The sequence below is a fragment of the Arthrobacter sp. PAMC25284 genome (assembly GCF_019443425.1).
Taxonomy (GTDB): Bacteria; Actinomycetota; Actinomycetes; order Actinomycetales; family Micrococcaceae; genus Arthrobacter; species Arthrobacter oryzae_A.
This window is the reverse complement of record NZ_CP080382.1, coordinates 3,707,786-3,734,170: the sequence shown is the minus strand read 5'-3', so window position 1 is coordinate 3,734,170 and position 26,385 is coordinate 3,707,786. Positions and strand designations below refer to the sequence as shown.

Here is a 26,385-nt window from a genome sequence, read left to right as displayed (position 1 = left end):
CCGATGCCCCCGGTCTTCGCCCACGGCGCGCTGCGTCTCTACCTGCTGGCGCTGCTGGAAAAGGGCCCCAAGCACGGCTATGAGCTGATCAGGGCCCTCAACGAGCGGTTCGGCGGCACCTACTCCCCCAGCGCAGGAACCATCTACCCCCGCCTTGGCAAGCTGGAGGACGAGGGGCTGGTAGCCACCCGGGCGGACGGCCGACGGACCAACTACAACATCACCCCGGCCGGGCTCGTCGAACTCAACAAACGCCGCGACGAACTCGCCGGCGTGGAGAGCGATATCTCCGCCTCGGTGCGCCGGCTCGCCGAGACGCTCCGTGAGGACATCCGGGGCAACATGCGCGGACTCCGGGCGGACCTCGCCGCGACTGCCGAGGCCGCACGGGCGGCAGCCCGGGCCGGCACTGCGGCCGGCTCAGCGTCCGGCTCTGCGGCCGCTCCCGGCTTCTCCCCTGAAGGCGAACGGCTGCGGCAGGAGGCGGAGCAGCTGGTGCAGGCATTCCGGGACGACATGCGCGTGGAGCTGCGGCGTCACGCCGGGGGCCACCCCATCACGCCGATGACGCTGGAAACGGTCAGGGCGGTGCTGGACCAGGCCCGGATTTCCATCCGTAATTCACTGCAGGGCTGACTGTCCGCCGTTTCGCGGCGGATGCCCTGATGTGGGAGACTTGAGGGCAGCTCTTTTGAGTACCAACATTTAAGGAGGCCAGCTATGAGCAAGCGTGCACGTAAACGTCGTGACCGTAAGCGTGGCGGCGCGAACCACGGCAAGCGCCCCAACGCCTAAGCTACGGCTTGGATTGTCAGTATTAAGCAAATAACCCCGGACACCTCACGGTGTACGGGGTTATTTGCTGTGTACCTGGGCTGCGCAACCGGTCAGGCTTCGACGGTCCGCATCGAGTGGATCCTGTTCAGGATGTTGTTCTTCAGGTTCTCGGGCGCCGCCTCGATACAGGACCTCTTGACGATCGTGCGAATAACGCATTCGAGGTCATACTGTTCGAAACATTCAGGACACGTGTCCAGGTGCTTCTTGATGTCGGCGATGTCGTCGTGCGTCAGCGCCCCATCCAGGTACTCGTAGATGCGTTGCATCCGGGTATCGTCGCAGTCGCCCAGTCCCTGGCAGTCGCTCATTTCGTGCTCTCCTCTGTGATGCTTTTCGCCGCGGCGGTTGACCCCGCGGCGCTGAAACCCCGCTCGGCGGCGTAGTCGGCAAGCATGTCCCGCAGCATCCGCCGGCCTCGGTGCAGCCGGGACATCACGGTTCCGATGGGGGTATTCATAATTTCGGAAATTTCCTTGTAGGCGAAGCCCTCGACGTCGGCGAAGTAGACCGCCAGCCGGAACTCCTCAGGGATCGCCTGCAGTGCCCGTTTGACGTCCGAGTCCGGCAGGTGGTCGAGCGCTTCCGCCTCGGCGGAACGAAGCCCCGACGATGTGTGCGACTCCGCGCGCGCCAGTTGCCAGTCCTCAATGGTGTCCGAGTTGGACTGGAGCGGTTCGCGCTGACGCTTGCGGTACAGGTTGATGTAGGTGTTCGTGAGGATGCGGTACAGCCAGGCCTTCAGGTTGGTTCCCGGCTTGTACTGGTGGAACGCCGAGAACGCCTTGGTGTAGGCCTCCTGGACCAGATCTTCCGCGTCCGAAGGGTTCCGTGCCATCCGCATCGCAGCGGAATACAGCTGGTCCACGTACTGCATGGCATCGCGTTCGAACCGGAGCCGGCGCTGCTCGACGGTCTCTGAGGCCACGTCCAGCGGCTCCCCGTCCACCACAGTTTCCTGTGCGGCGGCGGCCTCCCGAAGCGTGGCAGCCGGGTCGGCATCCGGGGTGGTGGCGGGCTGGGCGTCGTCGCCGGCGGCCTCGTGCGTGGCCGATCCGGCCGGTTCCATGGTGCTCATTACCTTCAAGTCTACTGTCACCGCCCCGCGGCCCGCCCGGACTCCGGCCGGCGCTGCACCCGAAGCGCTCCGGCCCCAGGGATCGGCAGGCGCGGCGCCCAGCGCCGGGGCGTCCAGCAATGCCGTCGCAGTCCCCGACGCGACGCCGTCCGACGGACCCGTCCGTCCTCCAATGTCCTTCACCAGTATCAAACCTTTGCCTCCTTAGCCGCCGAACGCCGGCGAAACTGACCACAGGCCCGTGATCACGGGCCGACGCGACTCAAAAACCCGCTCCAAAGAGCGGTGCGAACCTGTCATCAACAACCACGTGCGACGGGCAAATATTCCGCAAAAGTGCGAGACTGGAACCGGTTCTCGCGCGCAGCGTCCGCGGCTCGTCCATCCAGGAGGAAATTCATGTCCTTTGTCCGTTTTCTCGCCCGCCCCATGCTCGCTTCCAGCTTCGTCCTTGCCGGCATGGACAAATTAAAGAACGCGGATGACACTGCCACGCAGCTGTCTCCCCTGTTACGCCGGGCGGCGGAATCATTGCCCTTCCAGACCGATGAGAAAGTCCTGGCCCGCGTGATCGGCGGCACCCAGATTGGCGCCGGGGTATTTTTTGCCCTCGGCAAGTCCGCCCGACTGGCCGCCACCATCCTGGCCGTCGTCTCGGTGCTCAACAGCTACGTGGAATGGCGCAGTGCGGACATCTCCTCAGTGCAGGGCCCGCGACGCCCGCCGCAAACAACTGCTGAAAAATGTCTCGCTGACCGGTGGCGTGCTGCTGGCCTCTGTCGACACAGCCGGACGCCCCAGCCTGGCCTGGCGGGCTGAGCACTTTGCCGCCGACGCCAAAAAGAGCGCGGGACACCTCGCGGCGGATGCCAAAAAGACCACCGCCAAGCGGCTGAACAAGGCCGACAAGGCAGTCCGCAAGGCCGTCGACCACGCGACCGGAGCCTAAAGCAGCAATGACCGGCCCCACCTCGACAGCAGCACCCGTTCCCGTCCCGTCCACCGGAGGCGCCCAGTGGCGGGCACCATTCGCGGAACGGCCCGTCGACGCCACCGTCACCGTGCCGGGGTCCAAATCCCTGACCAACCGATATCTGGTATTGGCGGCCCTCGCCGACGGTCCGTCCCGGCTGCGCGCTCCGTTGCACTCCCGCGACTCGGCCCTCATGATCGAGGCACTGCGCCAGTTGGGGGCCGCCATCACTGAGGTCCCGGGCGACGGCGCCTTCGGACCCGATCTGGAAATCAGCCCGATCAGCCTGGACGCGCCGGCCGCCGGCACCGGCATCGACTGCGGCCTGGCCGGGACCGTCATGCGCTTCGTCCCGCCGGTAGCCGCTCTGCGCCACGGAACCACCCTGTTCGACGGCGACCCCCACGCCCGGAAGCGCCCGATGGGCACCATCATCGAGGCCCTCGCCGGGCTGGGTGTCGGGGTCACGGCACCGGACGGAGGTCCGGCCGCCGCGCTGCCGTTCACGGTCCACGGAACGGGTGAAGTGCGCGGCGGACACCTCATCATTGATGCCAGTGCCTCCTCACAGTTCGTCTCCGCGCTGCTCCTCGCAGGCGCCCGCTTCACCGATGGACTGCATCTGGAACATACCGGCCCTCCGGTCCCCAGCCTGGACCACATCAACATGACGGTCGCCGTGCTGCGCGGCGCCGGTGTGTCCGTAGACGACTCCCGCCCGGACCATTGGATCGTGGCACCCGGCAGCATCAGGGCCTTTGACCACCGGATCGAGCAGGATCTCTCGAACGCCGGCCCGTTCCTGGCGGCCGCGCTGGCAACCCGCGGCACCGTGCGCATCCCGGACTGGCCGGCCGAGACCACTCAGGTCGGCGACCTCTGGCGCAGCATCCTGACCACCATGGGGGCCACGGTGACCCTGCAGGACGGCATCCTGACGGTGACCGGCGGTCCGGAGATCCGGGGCGCGGATTTCGATGAAACCAGCGAACTCGCGCCGACTGTCGCGGCCCTCTGCGCCCTGGCCACCGGGCCATCGCGCCTGGGCGGGATCGCGCACCTCCGCGGCCACGAAACGGACCGGCTCGCGGCCCTGGTGGCGGAGATCAACCGCCTCGGCGGCGACGCGGAAGAAACCTCCGACGGCCTCATCATCCGTCCCGCCGCCCTCCACGGCGGCGTTGTGCACAGCTACGCGGACCACCGGATGGCCACCGCAGGCGCCATCCTGGGCCTCGCGGTACCCGGCGTCGAGGTCGAGGACATCGGGACCACGGCCAAGACCATGCCGGACTTTCCACAGATGTGGTCCGCCATGCTGGAACAGGGATCCGCCGGAGACCGCACCGGGTCCGCCGGAGCCTCCACGGACTCCCCCGCGGCCGGGAAGGACAACACCCATGGCGCGCAGCACTGACTCGTGGGACGAGTCCGACGTCCGGATCCGGCCGAATAAGAAGGGCACGCGCCCGCGCACAAAGGACCGGCCCAGCTACGACGACGCCCAGACCGGGCGCATCATCACCGTGGACCGGGGCCGGTACACCGCAGTGGTGGGCGAAGGCACCGCTGACGAACGCAAGATCATCGCTGCCCGGGCCCGGGAACTGCGCCGCAATCCCGTCGTCGCCGGCGATTTTGTCTCGCTGGTCGGGGATGTGAGCGGCGAACCGGACACCCTTGCCCGGCTCGTGAAGATCCAGGACCGCAAGACGCTCCTGCGGCGCAGCGCGGACGACACCGATCCGATCGAACGCGCCGTGGTCGCCAACGCGGACACCCTGGTGATCGTGGTCGCCGCCGCCAACCCGGAGCCACGCACCGGCTTTATCGACCGCGCCCTGGTAGCCGCCTACGACGCCGGCATTTCGCCGCTGCTGCTGGTGACCAAGGCCGACGTCAAGGATCCTGCGGAGCTGTTGTCCAATTACCAGCACCTCGATTTTCCGGTCATCATCAGCCGGACCGCGGACTCGGCTGCGTCCGGGATCGATGCCCGCTCGGACGACGGGCTCTCCGCCCGGCTGGACCGCGACGCAGTGTCCCAGTTGCGCGGCCACCTCGACGGCAAGGTCACCGTGATGCTCGGCCATTCCGGCGTCGGGAAGTCCACCATGGTGAACGCCCTGACCGGCGCCGAACGCGCCACCGGCGGCGTCAACGCCGTTACCGGGCGCGGCCGGCACACCTCCTCGTCGGCCCTGGCACTTAAAGTCAACGACGCACCGGCCGGCAGCTGGATCATCGACACCCCCGGCATCCGGTCCTTTGGCCTGGCGCATGTGGACCCGGACCGGATCCTTCGCTCCTTCCCGGACCTTGAGCCGGGGACGGATGACTGCGAGCGGGGCTGCAAACACAATTCCGACGCCGTCAACTGCGGTGTGGACGCCTGGGTGGCTGCCGGACAGGCAGGCCCCTCGGGACCGGCCCGGCTCGCTTCCCTGCGCCGCCTGTTGGGCACCGATCCGCGGATGGAAGCACAGGACGCCAAGGAACTCGGCATCGTCTCCTAGGCAGGCCGGCAGTCCGGCGGCCGGTCGTTCCGCGCCACCAAGCCCGGCCTGCCGCAGACGGGCCTGCTTTGGCGGTAGTTTAGAACCATGAGTCAACCCGCTTCGAGCTACAACGATGACCTGCGACTTGCCCACGTGCTGGCAGATTCCGTCGACGACCAGACGATGAGCCGTTTCAAGGCCCTCGACCTGCGGATCGAAACGAAGCCCGACCTCACCCCGGTCACGGACGCCGACAAGTCTGCGGAGGAAGCCATCCGCGGGCAGCTGTCCCGGTCCCGCCCGCGCGACGCCGTCCTCGGCGAAGAGTTCGGCAGTTCCGGCCACGGTTCCCGCCGCTGGATCATCGACCCGATCGACGGCACCAAGAACTTTGTCCGCGGCGTCCCGGTCTGGGCGACCCTGATCGCCCTCGTTGATGAGGGCGAACCGGTGGTCGGCGTCGTCAGCGCCCCGGCCCTGGGGAAACGCTGGTGGGCCGCGAAGGGCTCCGGCGCCTACACCGGCCGTTCACTGGCCGCCGCGACCCGGCTGAAAGTCTCCAACATCTCAGAGCTCTCCGACGCGTCGCTGTCGTATTCCAGCCTGTCGGGCTGGAAGGAGCGCGGCAACCTGGATGAGTTCATCGGCCTGACCGAGGAGGTCTGGCGGACCCGCGCCTACGGCGATTTCTGGTCTTACTGCCTGGTCGCCGAAGGCGCTGTGGACATTGCCTGCGAACCTGAGCTCAACCTCTACGACATGGCCGCCCTGGTCCCGATCGTGACCGAGGCCGGCGGCCGGTTCACGTCCCTGGAGGGTGTAGACGGCCCGTTCGGCGGCAACGCCCTCGCGACCAACTCGATCCTCCACTCGGAGGTCCTCAAGCGCCTCAATCCGGGCCTGGACGACCTGGACGACCTGCTCTAGCAAGACCTCCGGAATGCCGCCAAAACCGAAGAAACGGCGCCTGACTCCCCCGCACCGGGGAGTCAGGCGCCGTTTCTTCGATTTGCAGACCGATTGACCGCACCGCGTAATAAACCGCTTCACATTGAATGCGGCTGTTTTCCTCCGCCGCGGGGATGCCTTACGCTCGAATCAGGTCACGAGTGCCAGCGCTAAACCCCGGTTTGCTGGCCGGCAACCCTCCATTCGCGGTGGGGTGCCCCGGGTGACGACCTGGCCGGTCCGGAGCGGACCTGGCAAGCGCGGATCCCCGGTGTGAGGGGTCCTTTTTTGAGCGAGGTCCCATGACAACTGCCACTTTTCCCGTCACCATCCCCGGCCTGTCCGACGCACGATTCGCCGCCGGACGCCACCCGCTCGCCGCCGTCACCGGGGCGGAGATCCGGACCCCGCTGATCCACGGTGGCCACGTCCGGTACGCCAATCTGGACTACGGCGCCTCGGCCCCGGCGCTTTCCGTGGTCTCCGCCTACCTGAACGAGATCCTGCCGTACTACGCCAGTGTCCACCGCGGCGCCGGGTACGCCTCCCAGATCAGCACCTCGGTCTACGAAAACGCCCGCACCATTGTCCGGGACTTCGTCGGCGGCCGGGCTGACGACTCGGTGATCTTCACCCGCAACACCACCGACTCCCTGAACCTGCTGGCCGGCTGCCTGCCGCTGAAGGATGGCCAGCACAGCGGCGACGTGCTCTACCTCGATATCGAGCACCACGCCAACCTGCTGCCGTGGCAGGGTGTGCCGCACCGCAGCATTGTGGCGGCGCCGACCCTCGCGGGCACTCTGAACCGGCTGCGCGCCGAACTCGCCCTGGGCAATGTCGCCCTGCTGGCCGTGACCGGAGCCTCCAACGTCACCGGCGAGATCCTGCCGATCGACACCCTGGCCGCGTTGGCCCACGAGTACGGCGCCCGAATCGTCGTCGACGCAGCCCAACTGGCCGCGCACCGCCGGATCAACATCAGCGCGGACGACGTCGACTACGTCGCCTTCTCCGGGCACAAACTGTATGCGCCCTTCGGCGCCGGAGTGCTGGTGGGGCGGCCGGACTGGCTCGACGCCGGAACCCCGCACCTGGCCGGCGGCGGCGCCGTCCGCGACGCACGACTCGACTCCGTCACGTGGACCACCGGCCCGGCACGGCACGAAGGCGGCTCCCCGAACGTCCTCGGCGCAGCGACGCTGGCCCGGGCCACCCAAGTCATCGCCGCCCTGGACGAAAAGGACTGGCAGGCCCACGAAGACGCCATCCGCTCCTACCTCGTCGACGGGCTCCAGCGGATCGACGGCGTCACCGTACACCGGATCTTCGCGGACACCGCTGCAGCGGACCGCCCGGCGGAAGACGCCGGGCCCGGCAGCATCGGCGTCGTCAATTTCTCCCTCAAAGGCTACGACGCCGGCCTGGTCGCCGCCTACCTGGCCGCCGAGCACGGCATCGGCCTGCGCGACGGCCGCTTCTGCGCCCACCCGCTGCTCAAGCGCCTCGGCTTGCCCGCCGGCTCCCTGCGCGCCAGTTTCGGCCTCGGCTCACGGCTCGAGGACGCACAGCGGCTGCTCGCCGGCATCGAAGAGCTTTTGCGAACGGGGCCCGGCTGGGACTACGTCGTCGACGCGGGCCGCTGGGTGCCCGCCAACGACACCCGCATCTACCCGCACTGGGCGCCCAACACCCCAGGTACGGCGGGCGCGGCACCCTGCACCGGTGACTAGGCGCGGGTGCCGGGCGCTCCGGACCAGTCCCCTGCATCCGGGCCCCGACGGCGGGACGGGGTAAACGAGCTGCCGTATTCGTACGGTAAATTCGAAAGGTATCCGAAACAGTCAGGACCTTCCGAAGGAGATCGCACGTGGCACGCGGCGGCCCCAAGCTCTACCAGGAGCGACGCCGGGAGCTCGGCCAGAGCTTCCAGGACGGCGGAGAACACTATGACCGCGTCCGGCCGGGCTATCCCGCAGAGTCTGCGCACTGGCTGATTCCGGCCAAGGCGGCTGACGCCGCCGACGTCGGCGCGGGAACCGGAAAATTCACCGCCCTGCTCGTGGCAAGCGGACTCCGCACGGTCGCCGTCGATCCGTCCCCGGACATGCTGGACCAGCTCCGCCGGGCCCTGCCCGGGGTGAGCGCCGTCGAGGGATCCGCGGAGCACACGGGGCTCGACTCCACAGCATTTGACCTCGTCACGGTGGCCCAGGCCTGGCACTGGTGCGACCCGCAGCAGGCCAGCGCCGAGATCGCCCGGATCTTACGGCCGCACGGCGTGCTCGGGCTGATCTGGAACCAGCTGGACACCTCCGTGCCCTGGGTGCACCGGCTCTCCCGCATCATGCACGCCGGCGACGTCCACAAGCCACACTTCAAACCCGCCGTGGGCCCGGAGTTCACCGCGTTGGAGAGCCGTCTGAGCCGCTGGGAAGATCCGGTAACTCCGGAGGACATCAAGGAGCTCACCAAGTCCCGGAGCTACTATCTGGCAGCAACAGAGGCCACCCGGGCCAAGGTGATGGGCAATCTTGACTGGTATCTGCACGAGCACCTCGGCCATCCGCGGGGCGCGGGCCTCCGGCTTCCTTACCTGACGCAGACCTGGCGGGCCATCAAAGCCTGATTCGCGGACGGATTGCGCGGCTCCGTCATCCGCCCTAGTCTTTCGGTATCCCTCATTACCTCTTGTAGGTGCGTGAAACTTTTCCGCCAGGCGCTGTTCCGTGCCGTCCGACCGCGCGCCGCCGCAGCCGCGCTGATTCCCAGGAGTTCCACCGTGCTGGACAGCTCAGGACACGGCATAAAACCCGTGGGGCCGGACGCCGACCGGCGGCGCCCGGCCCGCACCGCACTGATCGGGCTCCTGGGACCTGCCTTCGTGGCCTCAATCGCCTACGTGGACCCCGGCAACGTCGCCGCCAACCTCACCGCCGGCGCCCAGTACGGCTACCTTCTGGTCTGGGTGCTCGTGGTGGCCAACGTGATGGCCGTGCTGATCCAGTACCAGTCCGCCAAACTGGGGATCGTGACCGGCAGGAGCCTGCCGGAGCTCCTCGGGGATCGCCTCGGAACGTTCTGGCGGCGGGCCTTCTGGGTGCAGGCCGAAATCGTGGCTGCAGCCACCGACCTCGCCGAAGTTGTGGGCGGCGCGATCGCGCTGTATCTGCTCTTTGGACTGCCCCTTCCCCTTGGCGCGGTGATCGTTGGCATTGTGTCCATGATCCTGCTCGCGGTGCAGCGTAAGAACCGGCAACGGCCTTTCGAATTCGTCATTATGTTCCTGCTCGGCATCATCACCATCGGGTTTCTCGCCGGGCTGTTCATCAGCCCGCCCGATCCGGCCGGGATTGCCGCCGGACTAATCCCCGGTTTCCAGGGGCCCGGACACCGTCCTGCTGGCCGCCAGCATGCTCGGCGCCACTGTGATGCCGCACGCCATCTACGTCCATTCCGCACTTTCCCGGGACCGGCACCGTCCGGACCCACACCTCCATGTGCCGGCCCCCGCGATGGCACGGCTGGTCAGAGCGACGCGCTGGGATGTCGTGGCGGCGCTGGCGATTGCCGGACTGGTCAACGTCGGGATGCTCCTGCTGGCCGCCTCCACCCTGGGAGGCGCCGAAGGCACCGACACCATCGAGGGCGCCCACGCCGCCATCACGGCGAGCCTGGGCCCCGTGGTGGGCGTCATCTTCGCCGTCGGCCTGCTGGCCTCAGGCCTCGCCTCCACCTCCGTGGGCTGTTACGCGGGCGGCACCATCATGCAGGGCCTGCTCAAGGTCAGGATCCCGCTGATGACCCGCCGTGTGGTCACCATGATCCCGGCCATCGTGCTGCTGTCCGTCGGCTTCGACCCGACCTGGGGCCTCGTGCTGAGCCAGGTGGTCCTCAGTTTCGGCATCCCCTTTGTGCTCGTACCGCTCGTGCTGCTCACGGGCGATAAGAAGCTCATGGGCCGGTTCGTGGACGGGACGGCGCTGCGGATCGCAGCCGTCATCAGCGTGCTGCTGGTTGTTGCCCTGAACGCCGTGCTGCTCTGGCTAACAGCCTCAAACCTTGGGTGACGGTAGGCTGGAGACCGTGAAGACCACCGCGCCCTCCTCCTCGATAGAGGACTACGTCAAGGTCATCTACTCCTTCACGGAGTGGCAGGAGAAACCCATCACGTCCAGCCAGCTGGCACAGCGGCTTGGCGTCGCCAACTCCTCGGTCTCGGAGATGGTCCGCAAGCTCAAGGACCAGGGCCTGGTGGACCACAAGCCCTACAGCGCCATCACCCTGACGGCCGGGGGCACCCGGCTGGCCCTGTCCATGGTCCGCCGGCACCGGCTGATCGAGACCTTCCTCGTCGAGGAGCTCGGCTATCGCTGGGACGAGGTCCACGACGAGGCCGAACTCCTTGAACACGCCGTCTCGGACACCTTCGTTGAGCGGCTGGCCGGCAAGCTGGGCCATCCGTCCAGGGATCCGCACGGCGATCCGATCCCAGCCGCGGACGGCTCGGTCCACATGCCTGCCGCGCACCGCCTGAGTGAGCTCGACGACGGCCATTCCGGCACGATCATCCGGATCAGCGACGACAACCCGGAGTTGCTGCGCTACCTCGCGGCCGAAAACATCAACCTCGACGCTGAGATCGAAATCCTGGGCCGCAGGCCGTTCGGCGGCCCACTCGTGGTCCGGATTGGCGCCGGGCCTGCTCCGCGCGACTTCGACCTTGCCGACGAAGTCGCCGACTCCGTCTGGGTGCACAGCAACACCCGCCATTCCGGCTGCAGCGTCGAGGGCCACTGAGTGAAGAGCGCCCCGGCTGAATCCCGTGCGCTGAAGCGCCCGGGCCTGCCCGGCTGGCAGGCTTGGACCGCCGTCGCTGTCGGCGGCCTGGTTGGGACCGAGCTGCGGTACGGGGCCGGGCTGCTCTTTCACGAGACCTCCGGTGCCGTCCCTTGGACAACCCTGGCCATTAACGTTGTTGGGAGTTTCGTCCTCGCCACCCTGACCACCGTCTGGATCGCCCGGCCGAAGACGGCGTTCTGGCTTCGGGCGGGGATTGGCCCGGGCCTGCTGGGCTCCTTTACGACGTTCTCGGCACTGGTCGTGGCGATCGACCGGGATTTTCGCGGTGGCGCGCATGCCGTCTGGCTGGTGTATCTCGGCCTCAGCCTGGTCCTGGGCCTTGCCGCGGCGGCGGCCGGCTGGAAGACCGGCAAGGCCATCGCCGATCGTCGCGGCGGTGCGTCATGATGACGGCACTGCTGGTGGGGTTTTTTGGCATGACCGGGGCGTTGCTGCGGTTCGCCGTCGACTCCTGGTTTGCGCACCACCCGGGCCGGCATCCGCACTGGCCGTGGGCCACACTGACGGTCAATACCGCCGGCTCGTTCCTCTTCGGGGTGGCCATCGGGCTGGCCGGCCACCTGGCCATCGGTGCCGAGGCGCTTACTGCCCTGACCGCCGGGCTGGCCGGTGGACTGACGACCTTCAGTTCCTGGACCACGGCCACGGTGCGGCTGGCCAGCGAAACACGCTACCGGGCCGCCGGACTCAACGTCGCGGCCAATCTGCTGCTGGGTCTTGTGGCAGCGTCGCTCGGTTTACTCGTCGCCGGTTAACACCGGCGGGGCCGCAGCCGTCGGATTCCGGATCCCGACGGCGGACAGGACGGCACCCGCGACAAAGAGGGCGGCCGTGACGTAGCAGGCGTCCCGGAGTCCCGCCGTCGTCAGGACAGGACCGGTGATCAGTCCGGCAAAGGCAATCGTCACCAGACCGGCGATCCTGGCGATCGCGTTGTTAATGGCCGAACCGATGCCGGCTTCCTCGGGAGGAACGGCCCCCAGGATGGCCGCCGTCAGCGGTGCCACGGTGACGGCGAGCCCCAGGCCGAAGACCAGGACGCCGGGCAGCACCTGGGAAAGAAAGTCCAGAGGTGTCTGCACTGCCAGGAACAGCAGGAACCCTGCCGCGCACAGCAGCGGACCGCCCGTCATGAACCAGCGCGGACCGATCGTGCCCGCAAGGCTGCCCATTTTGGCCGAGAGCAGCAGGAGGAGCAGGGTTGAGGGCAGCAACGCGAACCCGGCGGCCGTCGCGCTCAGGCCGGCAACCTGCTGAAGGTAGAGGCCCAACACGAAAAAGCCCAAAGACAGCGCGCCGTAGATCACAGCGGTCGCCAGGTTGCCCCAGCCGAAGTTACGGATCCGGAAGAGCCGCAGCGGCATCATCGGGAACGGGCTACGGGCTTCGTGGCGCACGAACGCCACGAGTGCGGTCGCCCCGAGCGCCAGCGGCAGGTAAACCTGTGGGCTGTCCCAGTCGAAGGTGCCGCGTTCAATGAAGGCGTAGACGGCACCGCCGAGGCCCACAACGGCCAGCAGGGCACCGCGGATATCGATCCGCCGGGTAGAGCCGGCCATTCCGTCCATGCCGCGCAGCCTGCCCAGCACCGGCCAGATGGCGATGGCGGGAATGACGTTGATAAAAAACACCACACGCCAGGACAGCAGATCCACGGACAAGCCACCGATCAGCGGGGCCAGGACGATGGCGCCGCTGGTCCAGCCGGACCACTTGCCGATCGCATGGGACTGCTCGGCTCCGTGGAAGACCGTGACGATCAGGGCCAGCGAACCGGGAACCAGCATCGCTCCGGCAATGCCCTGGAGTCCCCGGGCCACAATCAGCGATTCACCGTTCCACGCGAGTCCGCAGAGCACCGAGGTCAGGGTGAACCCGGCCAGACCCCAGCGCAGGACCCTGGCCCGGCCGAACGAGTCCGACAACGAGCCCGCCACAAGAATCAGGGCGCCGAGGGTCAGCAGGTACGCGTCGACCACCCATTGCTGGACCACGAGTCCGCCGCCGAGTTCGCGTTCGATGGCAGGCAGGGCGAGGTTCACGACCGAGCCGTCCAGGAACGCTATAAAGGATGCCACGATAGCCACCACGAGCACCCGTTTTTGCAGCTTCGCGGTGGCGGCGTCCGGAGCGTCGGCGCCGGCGGCGCTGGCATCGGCGGCGCTCGTCATGCCTGCTTCCTCCTCGACTGGGAGCCCGGAATTTGTCCTGAGCCTACACCCGCGCCGGGCGGCCGGGCAGGGGCCGCGGGGCCCTGCACGCAACCCGGCACGCGGGCGGTGCCGGGCTCGCGTATCGTTGATGGATGGTTACCCGACGTGAAGCAGCCCAAGCCCTCGACATTCCCTTGGAGATGGCCCACCGCCACAACATTCCGTCCCGGTTAACCGAAGCAGAACTCGGCGCCATCCTGGACAATCCCCCGGCCTGGCTTGTCCAGTCGAGGGCAAACCGCACCGGCAAACGCCCGGTGTGGACGCAGCTGACCTGCGACGTCTGCGGCTTCTCGGAGGCTGCCCGGCCCAAGAAATGGTGGCCGGCCTTCACTTATGTCTGCTGCACCGACCACGAGGCCCGCGAGATCCCGGTCCTTGGACCCGGGCTCGTGCGCAGCATATACGACGGCGTCGGAAGCCGCTTCGCCGGAATCGTGGACGCCGCCGTCCCCGGGGCGTAGCACCCCGCATCCGGCCGTCAGCCCGGCGGTTTACCGGCCCGCGCTTCTTACCAGCCCGCGCTTCGGAAGCACCGCACTGGCCGGGCTCACGTGCCTTTCACCCCGCCCATGCCGTTGTTGTCTCAGGTGTTGTCTCAGCGTGGTCTCAGCGTGGTCTCAGCGTGGTCTCAGCGTGGTCTCAGGCGAGGGAGAGGAAGAGTTTTTCCAGGTCTTTGGTGCTCATGCCAGCATCTTTTTGGACGATGCACTGCTCGAGGCCGCTGGCGATGATGGCGAAGCCGGCCCGGTCCAGTGCTTTGGAGACCGCGGCGAGCTGGGTGACGGTGTCTTTGCAGTCCCGGCCTTCCTCGAGCATCCGGGTCACGGCGGCGAGCTGGCCCTGGGCCCTTTTGAGGCGGTTGATGACCGGGGCAAGGTCTGCTGTATCAAGTTCCACGGAAGGCTCCTCAGATTGGCGTTTCCACACCCGAGAATATACCCCCCTAGGTATTTTTGACTACCCCGGGGGGTATCTGTAATACTCGGTGGGGTATTCAGTTCTTGTTTGTTTTGTCCCGAAAGGACGCCCATGACTCCCTCCACCGCCCCGGCGCCGGCCACCCCGGCCGCCCCTTCCATCACCGCCCTGGCCCCGGAGGCCCTGCGCAGCTGGTTCCAGGAGCACCGGGACCTGGTCGTGATCGATGTCCGCTCCGCCGCGGAGTTTGAGAACATGCATATCCGCGGCTCCTACAACGTCCCGCTGCCGCTGCTCTCGGAGCACACCGACGAACTCGCCGCCCGGCTCGGCAGCCGCGTGGTCCTGGTCTGCCAGTCCGGGGCCCGGGCCGAACAGGCGCGCCAGCGGCTCGGCGGAGCCGGCATTGACACCGCCTACGTCCTGACCGGAGGCGTTCCGGGATTCGCAGCCGCCGGCGGCGACGTGGTCCGCGGCAAAACCCGCTGGGACCTCGAACGCCAGGTCCGCCTGGCCGCCGGCTCCCTCGTGGTCCTGGGCCTGGCCGGCGGGAAATTCGTCTCGCCCAAGATCACCCTGCTCGCAGGGGCGATCGGCGCCGGCCTGACGTTCTCCGCAGCGACCAATACCTGCGCCATGGGCCAGGCCATCTCCGCGATGCCTTGGAACAAGGCTGCCAAGGAGCCCACCCGCGAATCCGCCATCCTCCAGCTGCCCGTACGCGCCGCCGGAAACGAGGTAACAGCCGCATGACCGCCACCCTGATTCTTGTCCTTGCGCTGTCGGTCGTCGTCGGACTGTCGCTCGGCGTCCTTGGCGGCGGCGGCTCAATCCTGACCGTCCCGATTCTGGTGTACGTTGCCGGACTCGAGGCGAAGGAGGCGATCGCCGCGTCGCTGTTCGTCGTTGGCGTCACCTCAGCCGTCAGCGTCATCAGCCACGCCCGTGCGGGTCGCGTGATGTGGCGGACCGGCCTCGTCTTCGGCGCCGCGGGCATGGCCGGCGCGTTTGTCGGCGGTCTCCTCGGCGGGAAAATCCCCGGCCAGATTCTCCTGGTCGCCTTCGCGCTCATGATGGTCGCAACCTCCGTGGCCATGATCCGCGGCAGGAAGAAGCCCGCCGGAGACGGCTCCGGCACACCGGAAAAGCACGAGTTGCCCCTCGGCCGAGTATTGCTCGACGGTGCCGTGGTTGGCCTGGTCACCGGCCTCGTCGGTGCCGGCGGCGGTTTCCTCGTGGTCCCCGCCCTGGCACTGCTCGGCGGACTGCCCATGTCCATTGCCGTGGGAACCTCCCTCGTGGTCATCGCCATGAAGTCCTTCGCCGGACTCGCCGGGTACCTCACCAGCGTCGAGCTGGACTGGGGACTGGTCCTGGCAGTCACCGGCGCTGCCATTGTGGGCACCCTGATCGGCTCCAAGATCTCCGGCCGCATCCCCGAAACCGCCCTGCGTAAAGGTTTCGGCTGGTTTGTCTTGGCCATGGGCACCTTTGTGCTCACCCAGCAGGCTCCCGCTGACATGCGTGGCCTCGTCTTTGCCGCCGTTGTGGCCCTGGCCATCGCTGCGGCAGTCGCCTGCCGGCTGTTCGTCGCTTCCTGCCCGCTGCGCAAGTCCAACCGCGAGGCCCAGCCAGCACCGGTCGCCTCCTGACTTGAAATATACCCCCGGGGGTATTACCGTTGTTATTAGTCGAGGGGTAAGAACCCCGCCCCGTCCGATCTTTTGAAGGAGACCTTATGCTTCTGGAACGCATTTACGATGAAGACCTCGCCCAGGCCAGCTACGTCATCGGCTGCCAGCGCAAGGGAGAGGCCGTCGTTATCGACGCCCGCCGCGACATCAACGTCTACCGCGAGCTCGCCGCCGCCAACGGCATGAAGATCGTGGCCGTTGCGGAAACCCACATCCACGCCGATTTCCTTTCCGGAACCCGCGAACTGGCTGCCGCAACCGGCGCCACCGCGTACGTCTCCGGCGAGGGCGGACTGGACTGGCAGTACGGCTTCGACGCCGAACGCCTGCACGACGGCGGGACGGTCAGCATCGGCAACATCACCATCAAGGCCCTGCACACCCCCGGCCACACTCCCGAGCACTTGTCCTTCCTGATCACCGACGGCGCCTTCGCGGACACCGCCGGCTACCTGCTCTCCGGCGACTTCGTCTTCTCCGGCGACCTGGGCCGCCCGGACCTGCTCGACGAAGCCGCCGGCGGCGTCGATACCCGGTTCGAGGGAGCGAAGCAGCTCTTCGCGAGCCTGCGGGATAAGTTCCTGACGCTTCCAGACCACGTCCAGGTCTACCCCGGCCACGGTGCCGGCAGCGCCTGCGGCAAGGCCCTGGGTGCCCTCCCGTCCAGCACGGTCGGCTACGAGCGGCTCTACGCCTGGTGGGGTCCCTACCTCGCCGCGAATGACGAGCAGGGCTTCATCAACGAACTCCTCGACGGCCAGCCGGACGCCCACGCCTACTTCGCCCGGATGAAGCGCGAAAACCGCGACGGACCGGCCGTGATGGGGGAACGTGCGCCGCTTCAGGAACTCCTCACCGCCGACGTCGTCCGTGACCTCGAAGAGGACACCATGACTTTCGTGGACACCCGGTCCAACGCCGAAGTCCACACCGGCACGGTCGTTCGCTCCGTCAACATCCCGGCCGGTAAGTCCACGGCCAGCTTCGGCGCCTGGGTGGTCAACCCCGAAACCGACAAGAACCCGCTCGTGCTCCTGGCCCCCAACCAGGCCGCCGCGCAGGAAATGTGGGATCACCTGGTCCGGGTCGGCATCGACCACGTCGCCGGCTACGTCACCACACTCCAGGGCCTGCCGACGTTCACCCCGAAGCTGCTCCAGCCCGGGGACCTCAACGACTTTGACGCCGCCATGGTCCTCGATGTCCGCAACCGCACCGAGCACACCGCCGGGCACATCCCCGGCTCGCACCAGCTCTCCGGCGGACGGGTGATGTGGAACCTGAACGAACTCCCGGCCGACGGCACCATCGTGTCGTACTGCCAGAGCGGGGTCCGGAACTCCGTCGCGGCCAGCGCCCTGCGCCGCGCCGGCTACGACATCGTCGAACTCGACGGCAGCTACGCCGCCTGGACCGCACACCAGGACACCCTGGAAACGGCACCCGCCAGCTAACCCGCAACACCGCAACACCGCAACACCTGTATGACACCGCCGGCGGCGGCCCGGAACACCGGGCCGCCGCCGCTTTGTCGCCAAGCTATACGGTTCCGGGCAGCCGGCTCGTTCGCATCATGGACGTTGTACATTCCGGGGCGTAGCGTGGAAAGACGGGGCCCGTCCGGGCCTCACCTGCGAGGGAGCGCATCATGCCTGACAAATCGCCGCACCAGCACCAGACCAAAAAGCCGGTGAAGACTATTAAGGAAAAGCGGGCCGACAAGAAGTCCAAGCACGAGGTGGACGGGCATGCGGACCCGGTGGCACACATCAAGAAGCGTTAAGCCGCGTCCTGGATACGTTGAGTGTCCGGTTAAAGCGAAAGGCCGGAAGCATGTGCTTCCGGCCTTTCGCTTTGGAACTACGGGGTGGAGCGCCGCTTCCGGTGCTCCGATGGTGGAGATGGGGGGAATTGAACCCCCGTCCGATGTCGTGTTGTCAGGGCTTCTCCGGGCGCAGTTCGCGTCGGATTTTCTCGGCCCCGGCCATGCTGCGAACAGCTGGCCGATCCGGGCCCAGTCATCTAAGAGTCCCGCTCACCCCGATGACGGGGGTAAACAGCAGTGGCTATCTAAATGACGCCAGGATCCGGGGCAATAGCAACCTCGGGCTGACGGACTGTCTTACTGCTTAGGCAGCAAGAGCGAAGTCAGTGCGTTTTGATTCGGCACTTATTGGTTTGCAGACAGCGTTTACGAGATAATTCTGCATCCTCGGCCCGCTTCACCTGTCGCGACTAACATCGTCGAAACCGATCATCCCCGTATTTTTTTATCAAACCCAGTCGGGATATCTGCAGTGTTCCTGCGGATCCGTCCTGGACTATTCATCATAACGCACGGCTGCACGGAAACATTCCCGCTGCACCATTTTCTGCAGGGGCAGCGGTGTCAGCGCCGGTTGCGTTCACGCATGACCCGTTGCGCCTCGCGTTTGTCCTGCTGCTCACGCAGCGTCTGGCGCTTGTCGTACTCCTTTTTGCCGCGGGCGACGCCGATCTCGACTTTTGCCCGGCCGTCCAGGAAATACAGTTGAAGCGGCACGATCGTGAAGCCGGATTCGCGGATCTTATGCGAGATTTTGGTGAGCTCATCGCGGTGCAGCAGCAGCTTCCGGCGGCGGCGCGCGGCATGGTTGGTCCAGCTCCCCTGGTGGTACTCCGGGATGTGGATACCCTCCATCCAGAGCTCGTCGTTGTAGAAGGTGCAGAACCCGTCGACCATGGAGGCATGGCCCTCGCGGAGGGACTTCACTTCGGTGCCCATCAGCGCAATGCCGGCTTCGTACGTATCGAGGATGTGATAGTCGTGCCGGGCCTTGCGGTTGGTGGCCACTGCCTTTCGGCCACTTTCTTTCGGCACGGTCGGGCTCCTTGGATCTCGTGGTGGCGGTCCGCGGCCGGTGTGCCGCGGGGCTATCCCAGTTTACGGCAGGGCGGCCACCGCCGCAGCGGCCGGCCCTGCACGGATGGGGTCAGAGCAGGTTCAGCGGGTTCACGGCCCGGCCGTTGAGCCAGGTTTCGAAGTGCGAATGGCACCCGGTGGAGTTGCCCGTGGAGCCTACATACGCAATGAGCTGGCCCTGGCTGACCCGCTGGCCCGCCGAGACCGTGACACTGACGTTGTGGTAGAAGATGGTGGTCAGCGAGTTGCCTTGGACCACACCGTGCGAGATCTTGACGTTATTGCCGCCGCCGTCGTTGGCCCAGCCGGCCGAGAACACGGTGCCGGCCGCAGGCGCGTACACGGGCGTCCCGCACGCGGCACCGAAATCGATGCCGGTGTGCATGTACCCGCCCTGTCCGAAGAAGTCTATGGTGCCCGGCGGCGTCGCACGCCAGCCGAAACCGGAAGTAATCGGTGCGCTCAGCGGGCGCTGGATGCCAAAGGCAGACGGCGGCCCAGGTGCCGGGGGGACGTACGGCTGTACGGCCTGGCCCTTGAGTCGGGCGGCTTCGGCAGCGGCCTCGGCGATACGCCGCTGCTCAGCTTCCCAGGCTTCGCGCAGCTTCCGGTCGCGTTCGACGATTTCCGCGGCAACAGCGTCCTGCTGCGCTTTGACCTGGGCGAGCTGGTTCTGGATGCCCGGCTTGGCTGCCTGAAGTTCGGCGTCGAGCCGGGTGGCGTCAGAGATGAGCTTGTCGACTTGGGCTTTCTGGGCTTCCGCTTCGTCGCGGGCAGTCTTTTCCCGCTCCAGGGCGGCGTCGGCCTTGGCTTTAAGATCCTGGATTTCGGTTTCCACCGCTTCCAGTCGGGCCTGGGAATTGACGTTCGTGGCGTTCTGCTGGGAGAGCTTTCCCATGGCGGAGTTCTGGCTCCGCATGGCCTGGTCGGCGAGGTCGATGGTGTCCGCCAGGGTGCCGCCCTTGTTGGCGCCAAAGAACAGCGAGAGGTTGGACGGCACACCGCCGGACTTATACGCCTGGGTGGCGATCTGCCCGATCAGCCGGCGGGTTTCAGCGATTTTCTTGTTGTCCGTCTCCAGTTGCTGCGAGAGCTTCGCCTTATTCTGCTGGGCAAGGTCAACCCGGGCCGCGAGGGCTTCGGATTCCTTCACGGCGCCGGCCACCCGGCCCTGGGCTTCGAGCAGCGCCTGCTGCGCGCCCGGCAACTGTCCCTGGAACACCACGAGGTCCGCAGCGGTCTGGGCGATCCCGGCGTCGACGAACTCAAGCGAGTGCTCGACCTCCTCCGCCTTTTGCCGCAGCGCCGCCTGTTTGTCTTCAAGCTCGTCTGCGAATGCCCCGGGCGTGAAGGCGCCCAAGCTCCCGGCCAGGATCAGCGCCAGCGTGGCGCTGATCATCCGGCTGCGGCGCCCGACCAGGCGGGGCCGGCGAACGTGACGGACTTTCGGAGACATGGGGATTCCCTTTTCGTGGGGCTCGGTGGCGTTCGGCGGGACGGTGTGGGGCACGGTCAGACCCGCACGTGCCGGCGGAGGGTCAGGAGCGAGGAGGTACCGGCCAGCAGTGCGCCCAATCCGATGAGGGCCGGGGCCAGGATCAGCGTTTGCGCCGGCGAGATGAACGCGGTGTCCGGGTACTGCTTGGAGAGCATCTCGCCGATGAAGAAGTGCGCCACCGCCCACAGGGTTCCGGAGGCGAGGGCCGCGCCGATCACCGCCGCGATGACACCTTCCAGGATGAACGGCAGCTGGATGACCAGTTTGGACGCCCCCACCAGACGCATAATTCCGGTTTCGCGGCGGCGGCTGATGGCGGACAACCGGATGGTGGTCGCGATCAGGAGTATGGCGCAGACGATCATGACGCCGGCGATGCTGACGGCCACCAGGGAGGCGGCGTTCATCACCGAGAACAGCTGTTCCAGCAGTTGGCGCTGGTCGACGACGGTTTCGACCCCGGTCTGGGAGGAGAACGTCTCGCTGATGATCTGGTATTTTTCCGGGTCCTTCATGTTGATCCGGAAAGACGCCGGTAGCTGGTCCGGCGTGACCGCGTCCACGATCGGGGAATTGGAGAACTGGTCTTTGAAGTGCCGGTAGGCGTCGTCCTGGGACTCGTACTGGAAGTCGTTGATGTACGGGGATACCGCGGGTGATTCCAGCAGGCTGCGCAGGATGTCCTGCTGCTCCGCCGTGGCCGGGCCGGTGGCGCAGCCGGGCGCCGTCGACCCGTCGCTGCATAGGAAGATGGCTACCTGGACCTTGTCGTACCAGTAGCCCTTCATCTGGTTGATCTGCAGCTGGAGCATCCCGGCGGCGCCAACGAAGGTCAGGGACACGAAGGTCACCAGGATGACAGAGACCACCATGGACAGGTTGCGGCGCAGTCCGCTGCCGATCTCGCCGAGGATAAATGCAAGCCTCACAGCTGGCCCTCCCCCGCGGAGGCTGCTGCTGCGCGTGCTTCGGCGCGTGTCCCGCTGCGCGGGGACTCCGTCGAGAAGTCCCGGCCGCTGGCGTCGCGCAGACGGCGGGACTGCCCGACGACGGGAATCATGGAGGTGTAGAGCGCCTTGGCCTCGTCCCGGATCACGACGCCGTTGCGGAGCTCGATGACGCGCCTGCGCATCTCGTTGACGATGTCGTCGTCGTGGGTAGCCATCACCACCGTGGTGCCGTTCTGGTTGATCTTGTCCAGCACACCCATGATCCCCATGGACGTGGTGGGGTCAAGGTTTCCGGTGGGCTCGTCAGCGAGCAGGATGCCGGGACGGTTCACGACGGCGCGGGCGATCGCCACGCGCTGCTGCTCACCGCCGGAGAGTTCGTTGGGCAGCCGGTTCTCTTTGCCTTCGAGGCCGACGGTCTTGAGGACCTCGGGGACCGTGTCCCGGATGACGCTGCGGCTCCTGCCGATAACTTGCATGGCGAAGGCGACGTTCGCGAAGACGGTCTTTTGCGGGAGCAGCCGGAAATCCTGGAAGACGACGCCGATCCCCCGTCGCAACCGGGGCACGCGCCAGCTGGAGATGTTGGCGACGTTCTGGCCGGCGACATAGACGGAGCCGGAAGACGCCCGGTCCTCTTTGAGGACAAGGCGCAGGAAAGTGGACTTGCCGGAACCGGACGAACCTACCAGGAAGGCGAACTCGCCGCGGTCGATTTCCAGAGTGACCGAATCCAGCGCGGGACGACCGGTCCGGTCATAGACCTTGGTGACATTCTCGAAACGGATCATGGCCCTTAGTACCCGGCAGGACACGGCTTGGAGACACGCTTCTGCCGCCGGGGCAAGGGCTTTCGATCGGGGAAGTAGGGCTCCGGCTTCTCGACTATACGCACGGGCCCCGGCGGATCAGCCGGAACGCCGGGGCGTGTCGCGCGATTCCGCCGCTGCCGTCCCTTACGGTGGTCCACCGATTTGATGGCGGCGTGCCCGCTCGACGTTCCGAGGCGTCGAGCGGGCAGCTAACCGTCGAAGCGGGGCCTGCGCGCCGGCTACTGGGCTTCGGCGTTGCGGTTGTCGGTCCGCCAGCGGATGCCGGCATCGATGAAGTCGTCGATTTCGCCGTCGAACACGGCCGAGGTGTTGCCGACTTCGTGTTCGGTGCGGAGGTCCTTGACCATCTGGTACGGGTTGAGCACGTAGGAGCGCATCTGGTCACCCCAGGAGGCTTTGACGTCTCCGGCGAAAGCCTTCTTTTCCGCGTCTTCCTGTTCCTTCTTGAGCAGCAGGAGCCGGGACTGCAGCACCCGCAGGGCCGCGGCCCGGTTCTGCAGCTGCGACTTTTCGTTCTGCATCGATACGACGGTGCCGGTGGGGATGTGGGTCAGGCGCACGGCGGAGTCGGTGGTGTTGACCGACTGCCCGCCCGGTCCGGAGGAACGGAAGACGTCCACGCGGATTTCGTTGTCCGGGATGTCGATCGAGTCCGTCTGTTCAATCAGCGGAATAACTTCGACGGCGGCGAAGGAGGTCTGGCGGCGGCCCTGGTTGTCGAAGGGGCTGATCCGGACCAGCCGGTGGGTGCCGGCCTCGACGCTGAGCGTGCCATAGGCGTATGGCGCCTTGACCTCGAAGGTGGCGGATTTGAGTCCGGCCTCTTCGGCGTAGGAGGTGTCCATGATGGTGGTGGGGTAGCCGTGGCGTTCGGCCCAGCGCAGGTACATCCGCAGCAGCATCTCGGCGAAGTCCGCGGCGTCCACGCCGCCGGCGCCGGCGCGGATGGTGACTACGGCCTCGCGCACGTCGAATTCGCCGGACAGCAGCGTCACCACCTCGAGGTCCTTGAGCGCCTTGCGGATGGATTCCAGTTCCGTGGCGGCTTCGCCCATGGAGTCGGCGTCGTTCTCGTCCTGGCCGAGTTCCACGAGGACTTCGAGGTCGTCGATCCGGGCTACGAGGTTGTTCAGTCGCGCCAGCTCGGACTGCCGGTGCGAGAGCCTGGAGGTGATGACCTGCCCGGCCGCGGGATCATCCCAGAGATTGGGTTCGCCGGCGCGCTCACTCAGCTCCGCGATGTCTTCCTTGAGCTGCTCGACATTCGAGACGTTCTCGATGGAGGTGTAGGTGGCCCGCAGCGCGCGGATTTCAGCGGGAAAATCGATGTTTGCCATGGTTTTTCAAGCCTACGCTATCCGCCCATATCGGGCCCACGTGCGGGGCGCGTGGCACACTGTCCCAATGATTGAACAGCCCTTCCAGTCCCAGCGGCCCGGCACTCGCGCCGCGATGTTCGTTGACTTCGACAACGTTTATACAGGGCTGCAGGCGCTGGATCCGGCAGCGGCCAAACGGTTCGCCGAGGATCCGAAGCACTGGATGGAAGCGCTGGCCGGCGACGGCAGCGGAGGGAATTCCCGGCGGTTCCTGATCCGTAACTGCTATCTGAACCCGGTGGTCTACTCGAAATACCGGACGTTCTGGACCCGGGCAGGGTTCCGGGTGGTGGACTGCCCGTCCCTGACCCAGCGCGGCAAAAGCAGCACCGATATAAATCTGGTCCTGGAGGCGATGGATGCCCTCGCCGGCAACGGCGGCATTGAGGAGTTCTTCCTCGCCTCCGCGGATGCAGACTTCACCTCGCTGATCCAGCGGTTCCGGGCAGCCGACCGCATGACCACGGTCATTGCGGCCGGCGCAGTGGCCTTTGCCTACCGGGAAATGGCGGACCATGTGGTGGAGTCCCATGACTTCGTGGCGATTCTCAACGGAACGTCCGCGGACATCGTTCCCCGGATGGTGCGGCCCATCGCACCACCGGGGCCGCTGAAGTCCGGGCCCGCGGCGTCGGGGGCGGCAACTGCCGCCGTAGGTGCGGTCCGCACGCTGGTTCAGAACGCGCCGGGCCCGGTCACCGGAGCGGTGGTCGCGCATACGGCACTGACGGCGGAACCAGCTCTCAAGAGCGACTGGGGCGGCTACGGAAAATTCGGCACCTGGATCGCCCAGCTCGGCGGCGGAATTGAATATTCGTCTGCTCCGGGACCGGGCTGGGTGTGGGACGCGGCGCGTTTTTCGCGGAGCGACCTGCCGCCGGCCACAGAAATCCGACCGGCCGTCGAAGAGCAGATCGCCCGGGTGACCGATGTGCCGGCGCTCTCGACCGCACAGTTCCGGCAGATGTTCCTCTCAATGGAATCCACGCTGCGCGATCCGCCCGCGAACCGGAACGAGCTCGCCAAATCGGTGCGGGACGGGTGCGTCGCGGCGGGACAGGCCGTTGCCCGGCAAGCCGTCAACTTCGTAATCCAGGGCCTGCTCGTCGCCAACTTCCCGCTCTCCGGCCAGCCCTCCGCTGCGGTCCTGGCCGCCGCGTGGACGAAGAACGTTGAGGAGCTGTGCCGCGTCGCGCTGCTGGAATTTGAGGACACGGAAATGATTGCCCTGCGGCGGTGGGCCAGCGGCGGGTTGCTCGAGCCGGGCCAGGCCGCTGCTCCGCGGCCATAATGTCTGATGCCGCTGCGCGGGATCCGGAACCGCCGCGACGGATTGACCCTGCTCGACGGGCTGCCCCGGCCGTCCGGGTTAGCGGGTCAGCCGGGCGCGTGCCGTGGAACGCGCCTCGATCCGGATCCCGTCCGGAACCAGGTAGTTGACCACCGGCAGATGAACGGCGGCGCTCAGCACCACGACGGCGGTGTACCCGTCCGGGCTCCCGGTCACGGGCGCCACGTCGAGGCCACTGAATCTGCTGAAGGCGCCGCTTCGGTTCAGGTACTCGTCCGCGGCGCTGCGCACCCTTGCGCTGGTCAGGACCGCGGCCGGGCTTCCCGCCGGATCCTCCAGCGCTCCGAGGGTGAAGCTGTCCGCCGCGGCGACGGAGGGCCCCGTCAGCCAGCGAGAGCAGCTTCTTGTGCTCCAAGTAGACGCTGGAAGCATCCACCACCACGGTGGTGACGAGCAGGGCCAGCACAACATAGCCGATGATGAACACCAACACCTGCCCCTCTTGCCGGTTTTTTCTGCGCCGGGGCTGGTCTTTCCCGTGCCGGGGCCGGTTGCCGTGGCACACGGCACTCGTTCCGGCAGTGGCTGGCGCGGCCCGGATCATCGGAAACGCCCGACCAACTGGGTAGCCGACGCGCTGAGCTGGCCGACATAAAGCGGTACGGCTTCGCCGAACGGCACGAACGGCAGCGGCACCGTCAGGTGCACGGTTACGGTCACGGCCGATCCGGCGGCCGAGCAGTCAGCGGGTTCGCAGCTGATGTTCAGGCCACCGTCCTCGACTGCGTGCCCGTGATCAGCCAGGGCCAGCAGGACAGCGTGTTCGGCCGCTGCCCGGCCGCTGGCTGTGTCCGGCTGCGACACAAAGACCTTGGCGGCCTGATCCGCGGCGCCGACCACGGCGAACGATCCGCCCTGGAGCTGCCCCATGGTGATGATGAAGTAGACGAGGGGCACCATCAGCAGCAGGGACAGAAAGACGAACTCGACGACGGCGCTACCCTGTTCCAGGTCGCCCCCTATGTCGCGGGAAGCGTCCGGTTCACGGTTGGATGGCCGCATGGCCCTTCACCTCCAACACCGCCGCCGGGCCGATCAGGCCAATGACGGGAAACGGGGCGCGGACTGTCACTTCCAACGTGCGGAGCCCGTGATACGTGGATTCGCCCGCTGTCACATCGCCGCTGAACTCCGCGTTGAGGGCGGTAGTGATCAGTCGTGCCGTCCTGTCGCGGGCGTCGTCTGAGTTGCGGTCGGCCAGCGTCCCGTATCTGGCGCCGGACGCGGCGGCGTCGATCAGTGTGTTCCGCACATGAAGGATTAGTGTCAGCTGGATGATGGCGAGGAAGAACAGCGTCAGCAGTCCGCCAATCAGAACGAAGTCCACGATGACCGAGCCGCGTTCACGGTCGCAGTGGTCCCCGGACCGGGGTTCGTCCAGGGCATCCTCCGGTGCGCGGTCCGTGCCCGTGGCCCGGTCTCCCCTGCGTCGGCCGGCTGCCGGCAT

General features: G+C 66.9%; 28 protein-coding genes, 1 other RNA gene, 3 pseudogenes and 1 riboswitch. Of the genes and pseudogenes, 18 read left to right on the top strand and 14 right to left on the bottom strand.

All coding sequences use genetic code 11. The features are described 5' to 3' along the window. The first annotated feature begins 3 nt into the window (after window positions 1-3). Window positions 4-636 (top strand): PadR family transcriptional regulator, encoded by a 633-nt coding sequence (locus tag KY499_RS17275; RefSeq protein ID WP_219885929.1) that lies wholly within the window; start codon window positions 4-6, stop codon window positions 634-636. An 84-nt stretch (window positions 637-720) separates the two neighbouring features. Then, on the top strand, window positions 721-795 hold the full coding sequence (locus tag KY499_RS18850; protein ID WP_104061284.1) for a 50S ribosomal protein bL37: 75 nt from the start codon (window positions 721-723) through the stop codon (window positions 793-795). 92 nt (window positions 796-887) lie between these two features. Here the strand turns inward: KY499_RS18850 and rsrA are convergent, their stop codons facing one another. Beyond that, window positions 888-1,148, bottom strand: a complete 261-nt coding sequence (rsrA, locus tag KY499_RS17270) for a mycothiol system anti-sigma-R factor (protein WP_123254975.1) — start codon at window positions 1,146-1,148, stop codon at window positions 888-890. Next, the gene (locus tag KY499_RS17265) at window positions 1,145-1,915 is read right to left on the bottom strand and encodes a sigma-70 family RNA polymerase sigma factor (protein WP_123254991.1); all 771 of its coding nucleotides are present in this window, start codon (window positions 1,913-1,915) and stop codon (window positions 1,145-1,147) included. The genes rsrA and KY499_RS17265 overlap by 4 nt, the downstream gene beginning before the upstream one ends. A gap of 399 nt (window positions 1,916-2,314) precedes the next feature. Here KY499_RS17265 and KY499_RS17260 point away from each other — a divergent pair. From KY499_RS17260 to KY499_RS17215, 10 genes and pseudogenes are all read left to right on the top strand, one after another. Then, a pseudogene (locus KY499_RS17260) lies at window positions 2,315-2,864 on the top strand (DoxX family protein). A 7-nt stretch (window positions 2,865-2,871) separates the two neighbouring features. Further along, window positions 2,872-4,305, top strand: coding sequence for a 3-phosphoshikimate 1-carboxyvinyltransferase (gene aroA / locus KY499_RS17255; RefSeq protein WP_219885928.1), 1,434 nt, complete (start codon window positions 2,872-2,874; stop codon window positions 4,303-4,305). Next, complete coding sequence (locus KY499_RS17250; protein WP_123254978.1) at window positions 4,289-5,404, top strand: ribosome small subunit-dependent GTPase A; 1,116 nt, start codon at window positions 4,289-4,291, stop codon at window positions 5,402-5,404. The genes aroA and KY499_RS17250 overlap by 17 nt, the downstream gene beginning before the upstream one ends. An 87-nt stretch (window positions 5,405-5,491) precedes the next feature. Further along, window positions 5,492-6,313 (top strand): histidinol-phosphatase, encoded by an 822-nt coding sequence (hisN, locus tag KY499_RS17245; RefSeq protein WP_123254979.1) that lies wholly within the window; start codon window positions 5,492-5,494, stop codon window positions 6,311-6,313. A 174-nt stretch (window positions 6,314-6,487) separates the two neighbouring features. Beyond that, window positions 6,488-6,601: riboswitch (SAM riboswitch) on the top strand. Between the two features lie 35 nt (window positions 6,602-6,636). Continuing rightward, on the top strand, window positions 6,637-8,067 hold the full coding sequence (locus KY499_RS17240) for an aminotransferase class V-fold PLP-dependent enzyme (RefSeq protein ID WP_123254980.1): 1,431 nt from the start codon (window positions 6,637-6,639) through the stop codon (window positions 8,065-8,067). 137 nt (window positions 8,068-8,204) lie between these two features. Next, a complete protein-coding gene (locus tag KY499_RS17235) occupies window positions 8,205-8,963 on the top strand; it encodes a class I SAM-dependent methyltransferase (protein WP_219885927.1) in 759 nt (252 codons plus the stop codon). Window positions 8,964-9,140: 177 nt separating this feature from the next. Next, window positions 9,141-10,404: pseudogene (locus KY499_RS17230) on the top strand (Nramp family divalent metal transporter). 16 nt (window positions 10,405-10,420) lie between these two features. Continuing rightward, window positions 10,421-11,134 (top strand): metal-dependent transcriptional regulator, encoded by a 714-nt coding sequence (locus KY499_RS17225; protein ID WP_219885926.1) that lies wholly within the window; start codon window positions 10,421-10,423, stop codon window positions 11,132-11,134. Beyond that, a complete protein-coding gene (locus KY499_RS17220) occupies window positions 11,135-11,584 on the top strand; it encodes a CrcB family protein (RefSeq protein WP_219885925.1) in 450 nt (149 codons plus the stop codon). It abuts the gene before it with no gap. Continuing rightward, window positions 11,581-11,952, top strand: a complete 372-nt coding sequence (locus KY499_RS17215; protein WP_183164469.1) for a CrcB family protein — start codon at window positions 11,581-11,583, stop codon at window positions 11,950-11,952. The genes KY499_RS17220 and KY499_RS17215 overlap by 4 nt, the downstream gene beginning before the upstream one ends. On the opposite strand, the gene KY499_RS17210 is transcribed toward KY499_RS17215, so the two are convergent. Next, entirely contained in the window at window positions 11,935-13,368 is a 1,434-nt protein-coding gene (locus KY499_RS17210; RefSeq protein WP_219885924.1) for an MFS transporter, read from the bottom strand. The genes KY499_RS17215 and KY499_RS17210 overlap by 18 nt on opposite strands. A gap of 134 nt (window positions 13,369-13,502) precedes the next feature. Between KY499_RS17210 and KY499_RS17205 the strand changes: the two genes are divergently transcribed. Then, entirely contained in the window at window positions 13,503-13,874 is a 372-nt protein-coding gene (locus KY499_RS17205; RefSeq protein WP_123254985.1) for a hypothetical protein, read from the top strand. 178 nt (window positions 13,875-14,052) lie between these two features. Here KY499_RS17205 and KY499_RS17200 read toward each other — a convergent pair whose 3' ends face one another. Then, the gene (locus KY499_RS17200) at window positions 14,053-14,310 is read right to left on the bottom strand and encodes a metal-sensitive transcriptional regulator (protein ID WP_123254986.1); all 258 of its coding nucleotides are present in this window, start codon (window positions 14,308-14,310) and stop codon (window positions 14,053-14,055) included. A gap of 132 nt (window positions 14,311-14,442) precedes the next feature. Here KY499_RS17200 and KY499_RS17195 point away from each other — a divergent pair, with 132 nt between their 5' ends. The 4 genes from KY499_RS17195 to KY499_RS18425 all read left to right on the top strand — a co-directional run bounded on the left by KY499_RS17195 (window position 14,443) and on the right by KY499_RS18425 (window position 17,808). Next, entirely contained in the window at window positions 14,443-15,084 is a 642-nt protein-coding gene (locus KY499_RS17195; RefSeq protein ID WP_219885923.1) for a rhodanese-like domain-containing protein, read from the top strand. Beyond that, window positions 15,081-15,983: a sulfite exporter TauE/SafE family protein gene (locus KY499_RS17190; RefSeq protein ID WP_219885922.1), complete on the top strand. Its 903-nt coding sequence runs from the start codon at window positions 15,081-15,083 to the stop codon at window positions 15,981-15,983. Before KY499_RS17195 ends, KY499_RS17190 begins: the two co-directional genes overlap by 4 nt. Before the next feature lie 86 nt (window positions 15,984-16,069). Next, window positions 16,070-17,479 (top strand): rhodanese-like domain-containing protein, encoded by a 1,410-nt coding sequence (locus KY499_RS17185; RefSeq protein WP_219885921.1) that lies wholly within the window; start codon window positions 16,070-16,072, stop codon window positions 17,477-17,479. 194 nt (window positions 17,480-17,673) lie between these two features. Continuing rightward, window positions 17,674-17,808: a hypothetical protein gene (locus KY499_RS18425; RefSeq protein ID WP_258190852.1), complete on the top strand. Its 135-nt coding sequence runs from the start codon at window positions 17,674-17,676 to the stop codon at window positions 17,806-17,808. Between the two features lie 110 nt (window positions 17,809-17,918). On the opposite strand, the gene ssrA is transcribed toward KY499_RS18425, so the two are convergent. The 6 genes from ssrA to prfB form a co-directional block, all read right to left on the bottom strand. After that, window positions 17,919-18,287: a transfer-messenger RNA gene (gene ssrA, locus KY499_RS17180) on the bottom strand. 127 nt (window positions 18,288-18,414) lie between these two features. Continuing rightward, window positions 18,415-18,885, bottom strand: coding sequence for an SsrA-binding protein SmpB (gene smpB, locus KY499_RS17175; RefSeq protein ID WP_123254945.1), 471 nt, complete (start codon window positions 18,883-18,885; stop codon window positions 18,415-18,417). A 112-nt stretch (window positions 18,886-18,997) separates the two neighbouring features. After that, on the bottom strand, window positions 18,998-20,383 hold the full coding sequence (locus KY499_RS17170; protein ID WP_123254952.1) for a M23 family metallopeptidase: 1,386 nt from the start codon (window positions 20,381-20,383) through the stop codon (window positions 18,998-19,000). Between the two features lie 56 nt (window positions 20,384-20,439). Further along, on the bottom strand, window positions 20,440-21,354 hold the full coding sequence (ftsX, locus tag KY499_RS17165) for a permease-like cell division protein FtsX (protein WP_123254944.1): 915 nt from the start codon (window positions 21,352-21,354) through the stop codon (window positions 20,440-20,442). Then, window positions 21,351-22,166 carry a cell division ATP-binding protein FtsE gene (ftsE, locus tag KY499_RS17160; RefSeq protein WP_123254943.1) on the bottom strand — a complete coding sequence of 272 codons (816 nt, stop codon included), beginning with the start codon at window positions 22,164-22,166 and terminating at the stop codon, window positions 21,351-21,353. Before ftsE ends, ftsX begins: the two co-directional genes overlap by 4 nt. 260 nt (window positions 22,167-22,426) lie before the next feature. After that, window positions 22,427-23,545 (bottom strand): peptide chain release factor 2, encoded by a 1,119-nt coding sequence (gene prfB, locus KY499_RS17155; RefSeq protein WP_123254942.1) that lies wholly within the window; start codon window positions 23,543-23,545, stop codon window positions 22,427-22,429. Window positions 23,546-23,612: 67 nt separating this feature from the next. Here prfB and KY499_RS17150 point away from each other — a divergent pair, with 67 nt between their 5' ends. Continuing rightward, window positions 23,613-24,878, top strand: a complete 1,266-nt coding sequence (locus KY499_RS17150; RefSeq protein WP_219885920.1) for an NYN domain-containing protein — start codon at window positions 23,613-23,615, stop codon at window positions 24,876-24,878. Between the two features lie 78 nt (window positions 24,879-24,956). Here KY499_RS17150 and KY499_RS17145 read toward each other — a convergent pair whose 3' ends face one another. The 4 genes and pseudogenes from KY499_RS17145 to KY499_RS17135 form a co-directional block, all read right to left on the bottom strand. After that, window positions 24,957-25,310: a hypothetical protein gene (locus tag KY499_RS17145; RefSeq protein ID WP_308813111.1), complete on the bottom strand. Its 354-nt coding sequence runs from the start codon at window positions 25,308-25,310 to the stop codon at window positions 24,957-24,959. 1 nt (window position 25,311) lies between these two features. Further along, a pseudogene (locus tag KY499_RS18640) lies at window positions 25,312-25,482 on the bottom strand (hypothetical protein); the annotation flags it as partial. Continuing rightward, window positions 25,479-25,940, bottom strand: a complete 462-nt coding sequence (locus tag KY499_RS17140; protein WP_123254939.1) for a hypothetical protein — start codon at window positions 25,938-25,940, stop codon at window positions 25,479-25,481. The pseudogene KY499_RS18640 and the gene KY499_RS17140, both read right to left, overlap by 4 nt. Further along, window positions 25,921-26,385, bottom strand: a complete 465-nt coding sequence (locus KY499_RS17135) for a TadE/TadG family type IV pilus assembly protein (protein ID WP_123254938.1) — start codon at window positions 26,383-26,385, stop codon at window positions 25,921-25,923. The genes KY499_RS17140 and KY499_RS17135 overlap by 20 nt, the downstream gene beginning before the upstream one ends.

What these genes read in the sequence shown, in the direction of transcription:
- KY499_RS17185 (WP_219885921.1), top strand. Translation starts at nt 16,070, where the DNA reads ATGCTTCTGGAACGCATTTACGATGAAGACCTCGCCCAGGCCAGCTAC.
- KY499_RS17265 (WP_123254991.1), bottom strand. Translation starts at nt 1,915, where the DNA reads ATGAGCACCATGGAACCGGCCGGATCGGCCACGCACGAGGCCGCCGGC.
- KY499_RS17170 (WP_123254952.1), bottom strand. Translation starts at nt 20,383, where the DNA reads ATGTCTCCGAAAGTCCGTCACGTTCGCCGGCCCCGCCTGGTCGGGCGC.
- KY499_RS17145 (WP_308813111.1), bottom strand. Translation starts at nt 25,310, where the DNA reads ATGCTTCCAGCGTCTACTTGGAGCACAAGAAGCTGCTCTCGCTGGCTG.
- ftsE (WP_123254943.1), bottom strand. Translation starts at nt 22,166, where the DNA reads ATGATCCGTTTCGAGAATGTCACCAAGGTCTATGACCGGACCGGTCGT.
- hisN (WP_123254979.1), top strand. Translation starts at nt 5,492, where the DNA reads ATGAGTCAACCCGCTTCGAGCTACAACGATGACCTGCGACTTGCCCAC.
- KY499_RS17190 (WP_219885922.1), top strand. Translation starts at nt 15,081, where the DNA reads ATGACCGCCACCCTGATTCTTGTCCTTGCGCTGTCGGTCGTCGTCGGA.
- KY499_RS17205 (WP_123254985.1), top strand. Translation starts at nt 13,503, where the DNA reads ATGGTTACCCGACGTGAAGCAGCCCAAGCCCTCGACATTCCCTTGGAG.
- KY499_RS18425 (WP_258190852.1), top strand. Translation starts at nt 17,674, where the DNA reads ATGCCTGACAAATCGCCGCACCAGCACCAGACCAAAAAGCCGGTGAAG.
- KY499_RS17135 (WP_123254938.1), bottom strand. Translation starts at nt 26,385, where the DNA reads ATGCCGGCAGCCGGCCGACGCAGGGGAGACCGGGCCACGGGCACGGAC.
- aroA (WP_219885928.1), top strand. Translation starts at nt 2,872, where the DNA reads ATGACCGGCCCCACCTCGACAGCAGCACCCGTTCCCGTCCCGTCCACC.
- rsrA (WP_123254975.1), bottom strand. Translation starts at nt 1,148, where the DNA reads ATGAGCGACTGCCAGGGACTGGGCGACTGCGACGATACCCGGATGCAA.
- KY499_RS17275 (WP_219885929.1), top strand. Translation starts at nt 4, where the DNA reads ATGCCCCCGGTCTTCGCCCACGGCGCGCTGCGTCTCTACCTGCTGGCG.
- KY499_RS17215 (WP_183164469.1), top strand. Translation starts at nt 11,581, where the DNA reads ATGATGACGGCACTGCTGGTGGGGTTTTTTGGCATGACCGGGGCGTTG.
- KY499_RS17195 (WP_219885923.1), top strand. Translation starts at nt 14,443, where the DNA reads ATGACTCCCTCCACCGCCCCGGCGCCGGCCACCCCGGCCGCCCCTTCC.
- KY499_RS17140 (WP_123254939.1), bottom strand. Translation starts at nt 25,940, where the DNA reads ATGCGGCCATCCAACCGTGAACCGGACGCTTCCCGCGACATAGGGGGC.
- KY499_RS17240 (WP_123254980.1), top strand. Translation starts at nt 6,637, where the DNA reads ATGACAACTGCCACTTTTCCCGTCACCATCCCCGGCCTGTCCGACGCA.
- KY499_RS17250 (WP_123254978.1), top strand. Translation starts at nt 4,289, where the DNA reads ATGGCGCGCAGCACTGACTCGTGGGACGAGTCCGACGTCCGGATCCGG.
- KY499_RS17150 (WP_219885920.1), top strand. Translation starts at nt 23,613, where the DNA reads ATGATTGAACAGCCCTTCCAGTCCCAGCGGCCCGGCACTCGCGCCGCG.
- prfB (WP_123254942.1), bottom strand. Translation starts at nt 23,545, where the DNA reads ATGGCAAACATCGATTTTCCCGCTGAAATCCGCGCGCTGCGGGCCACC.
- KY499_RS17210 (WP_219885924.1), bottom strand. Translation starts at nt 13,368, where the DNA reads ATGACGAGCGCCGCCGATGCCAGCGCCGCCGGCGCCGACGCTCCGGAC.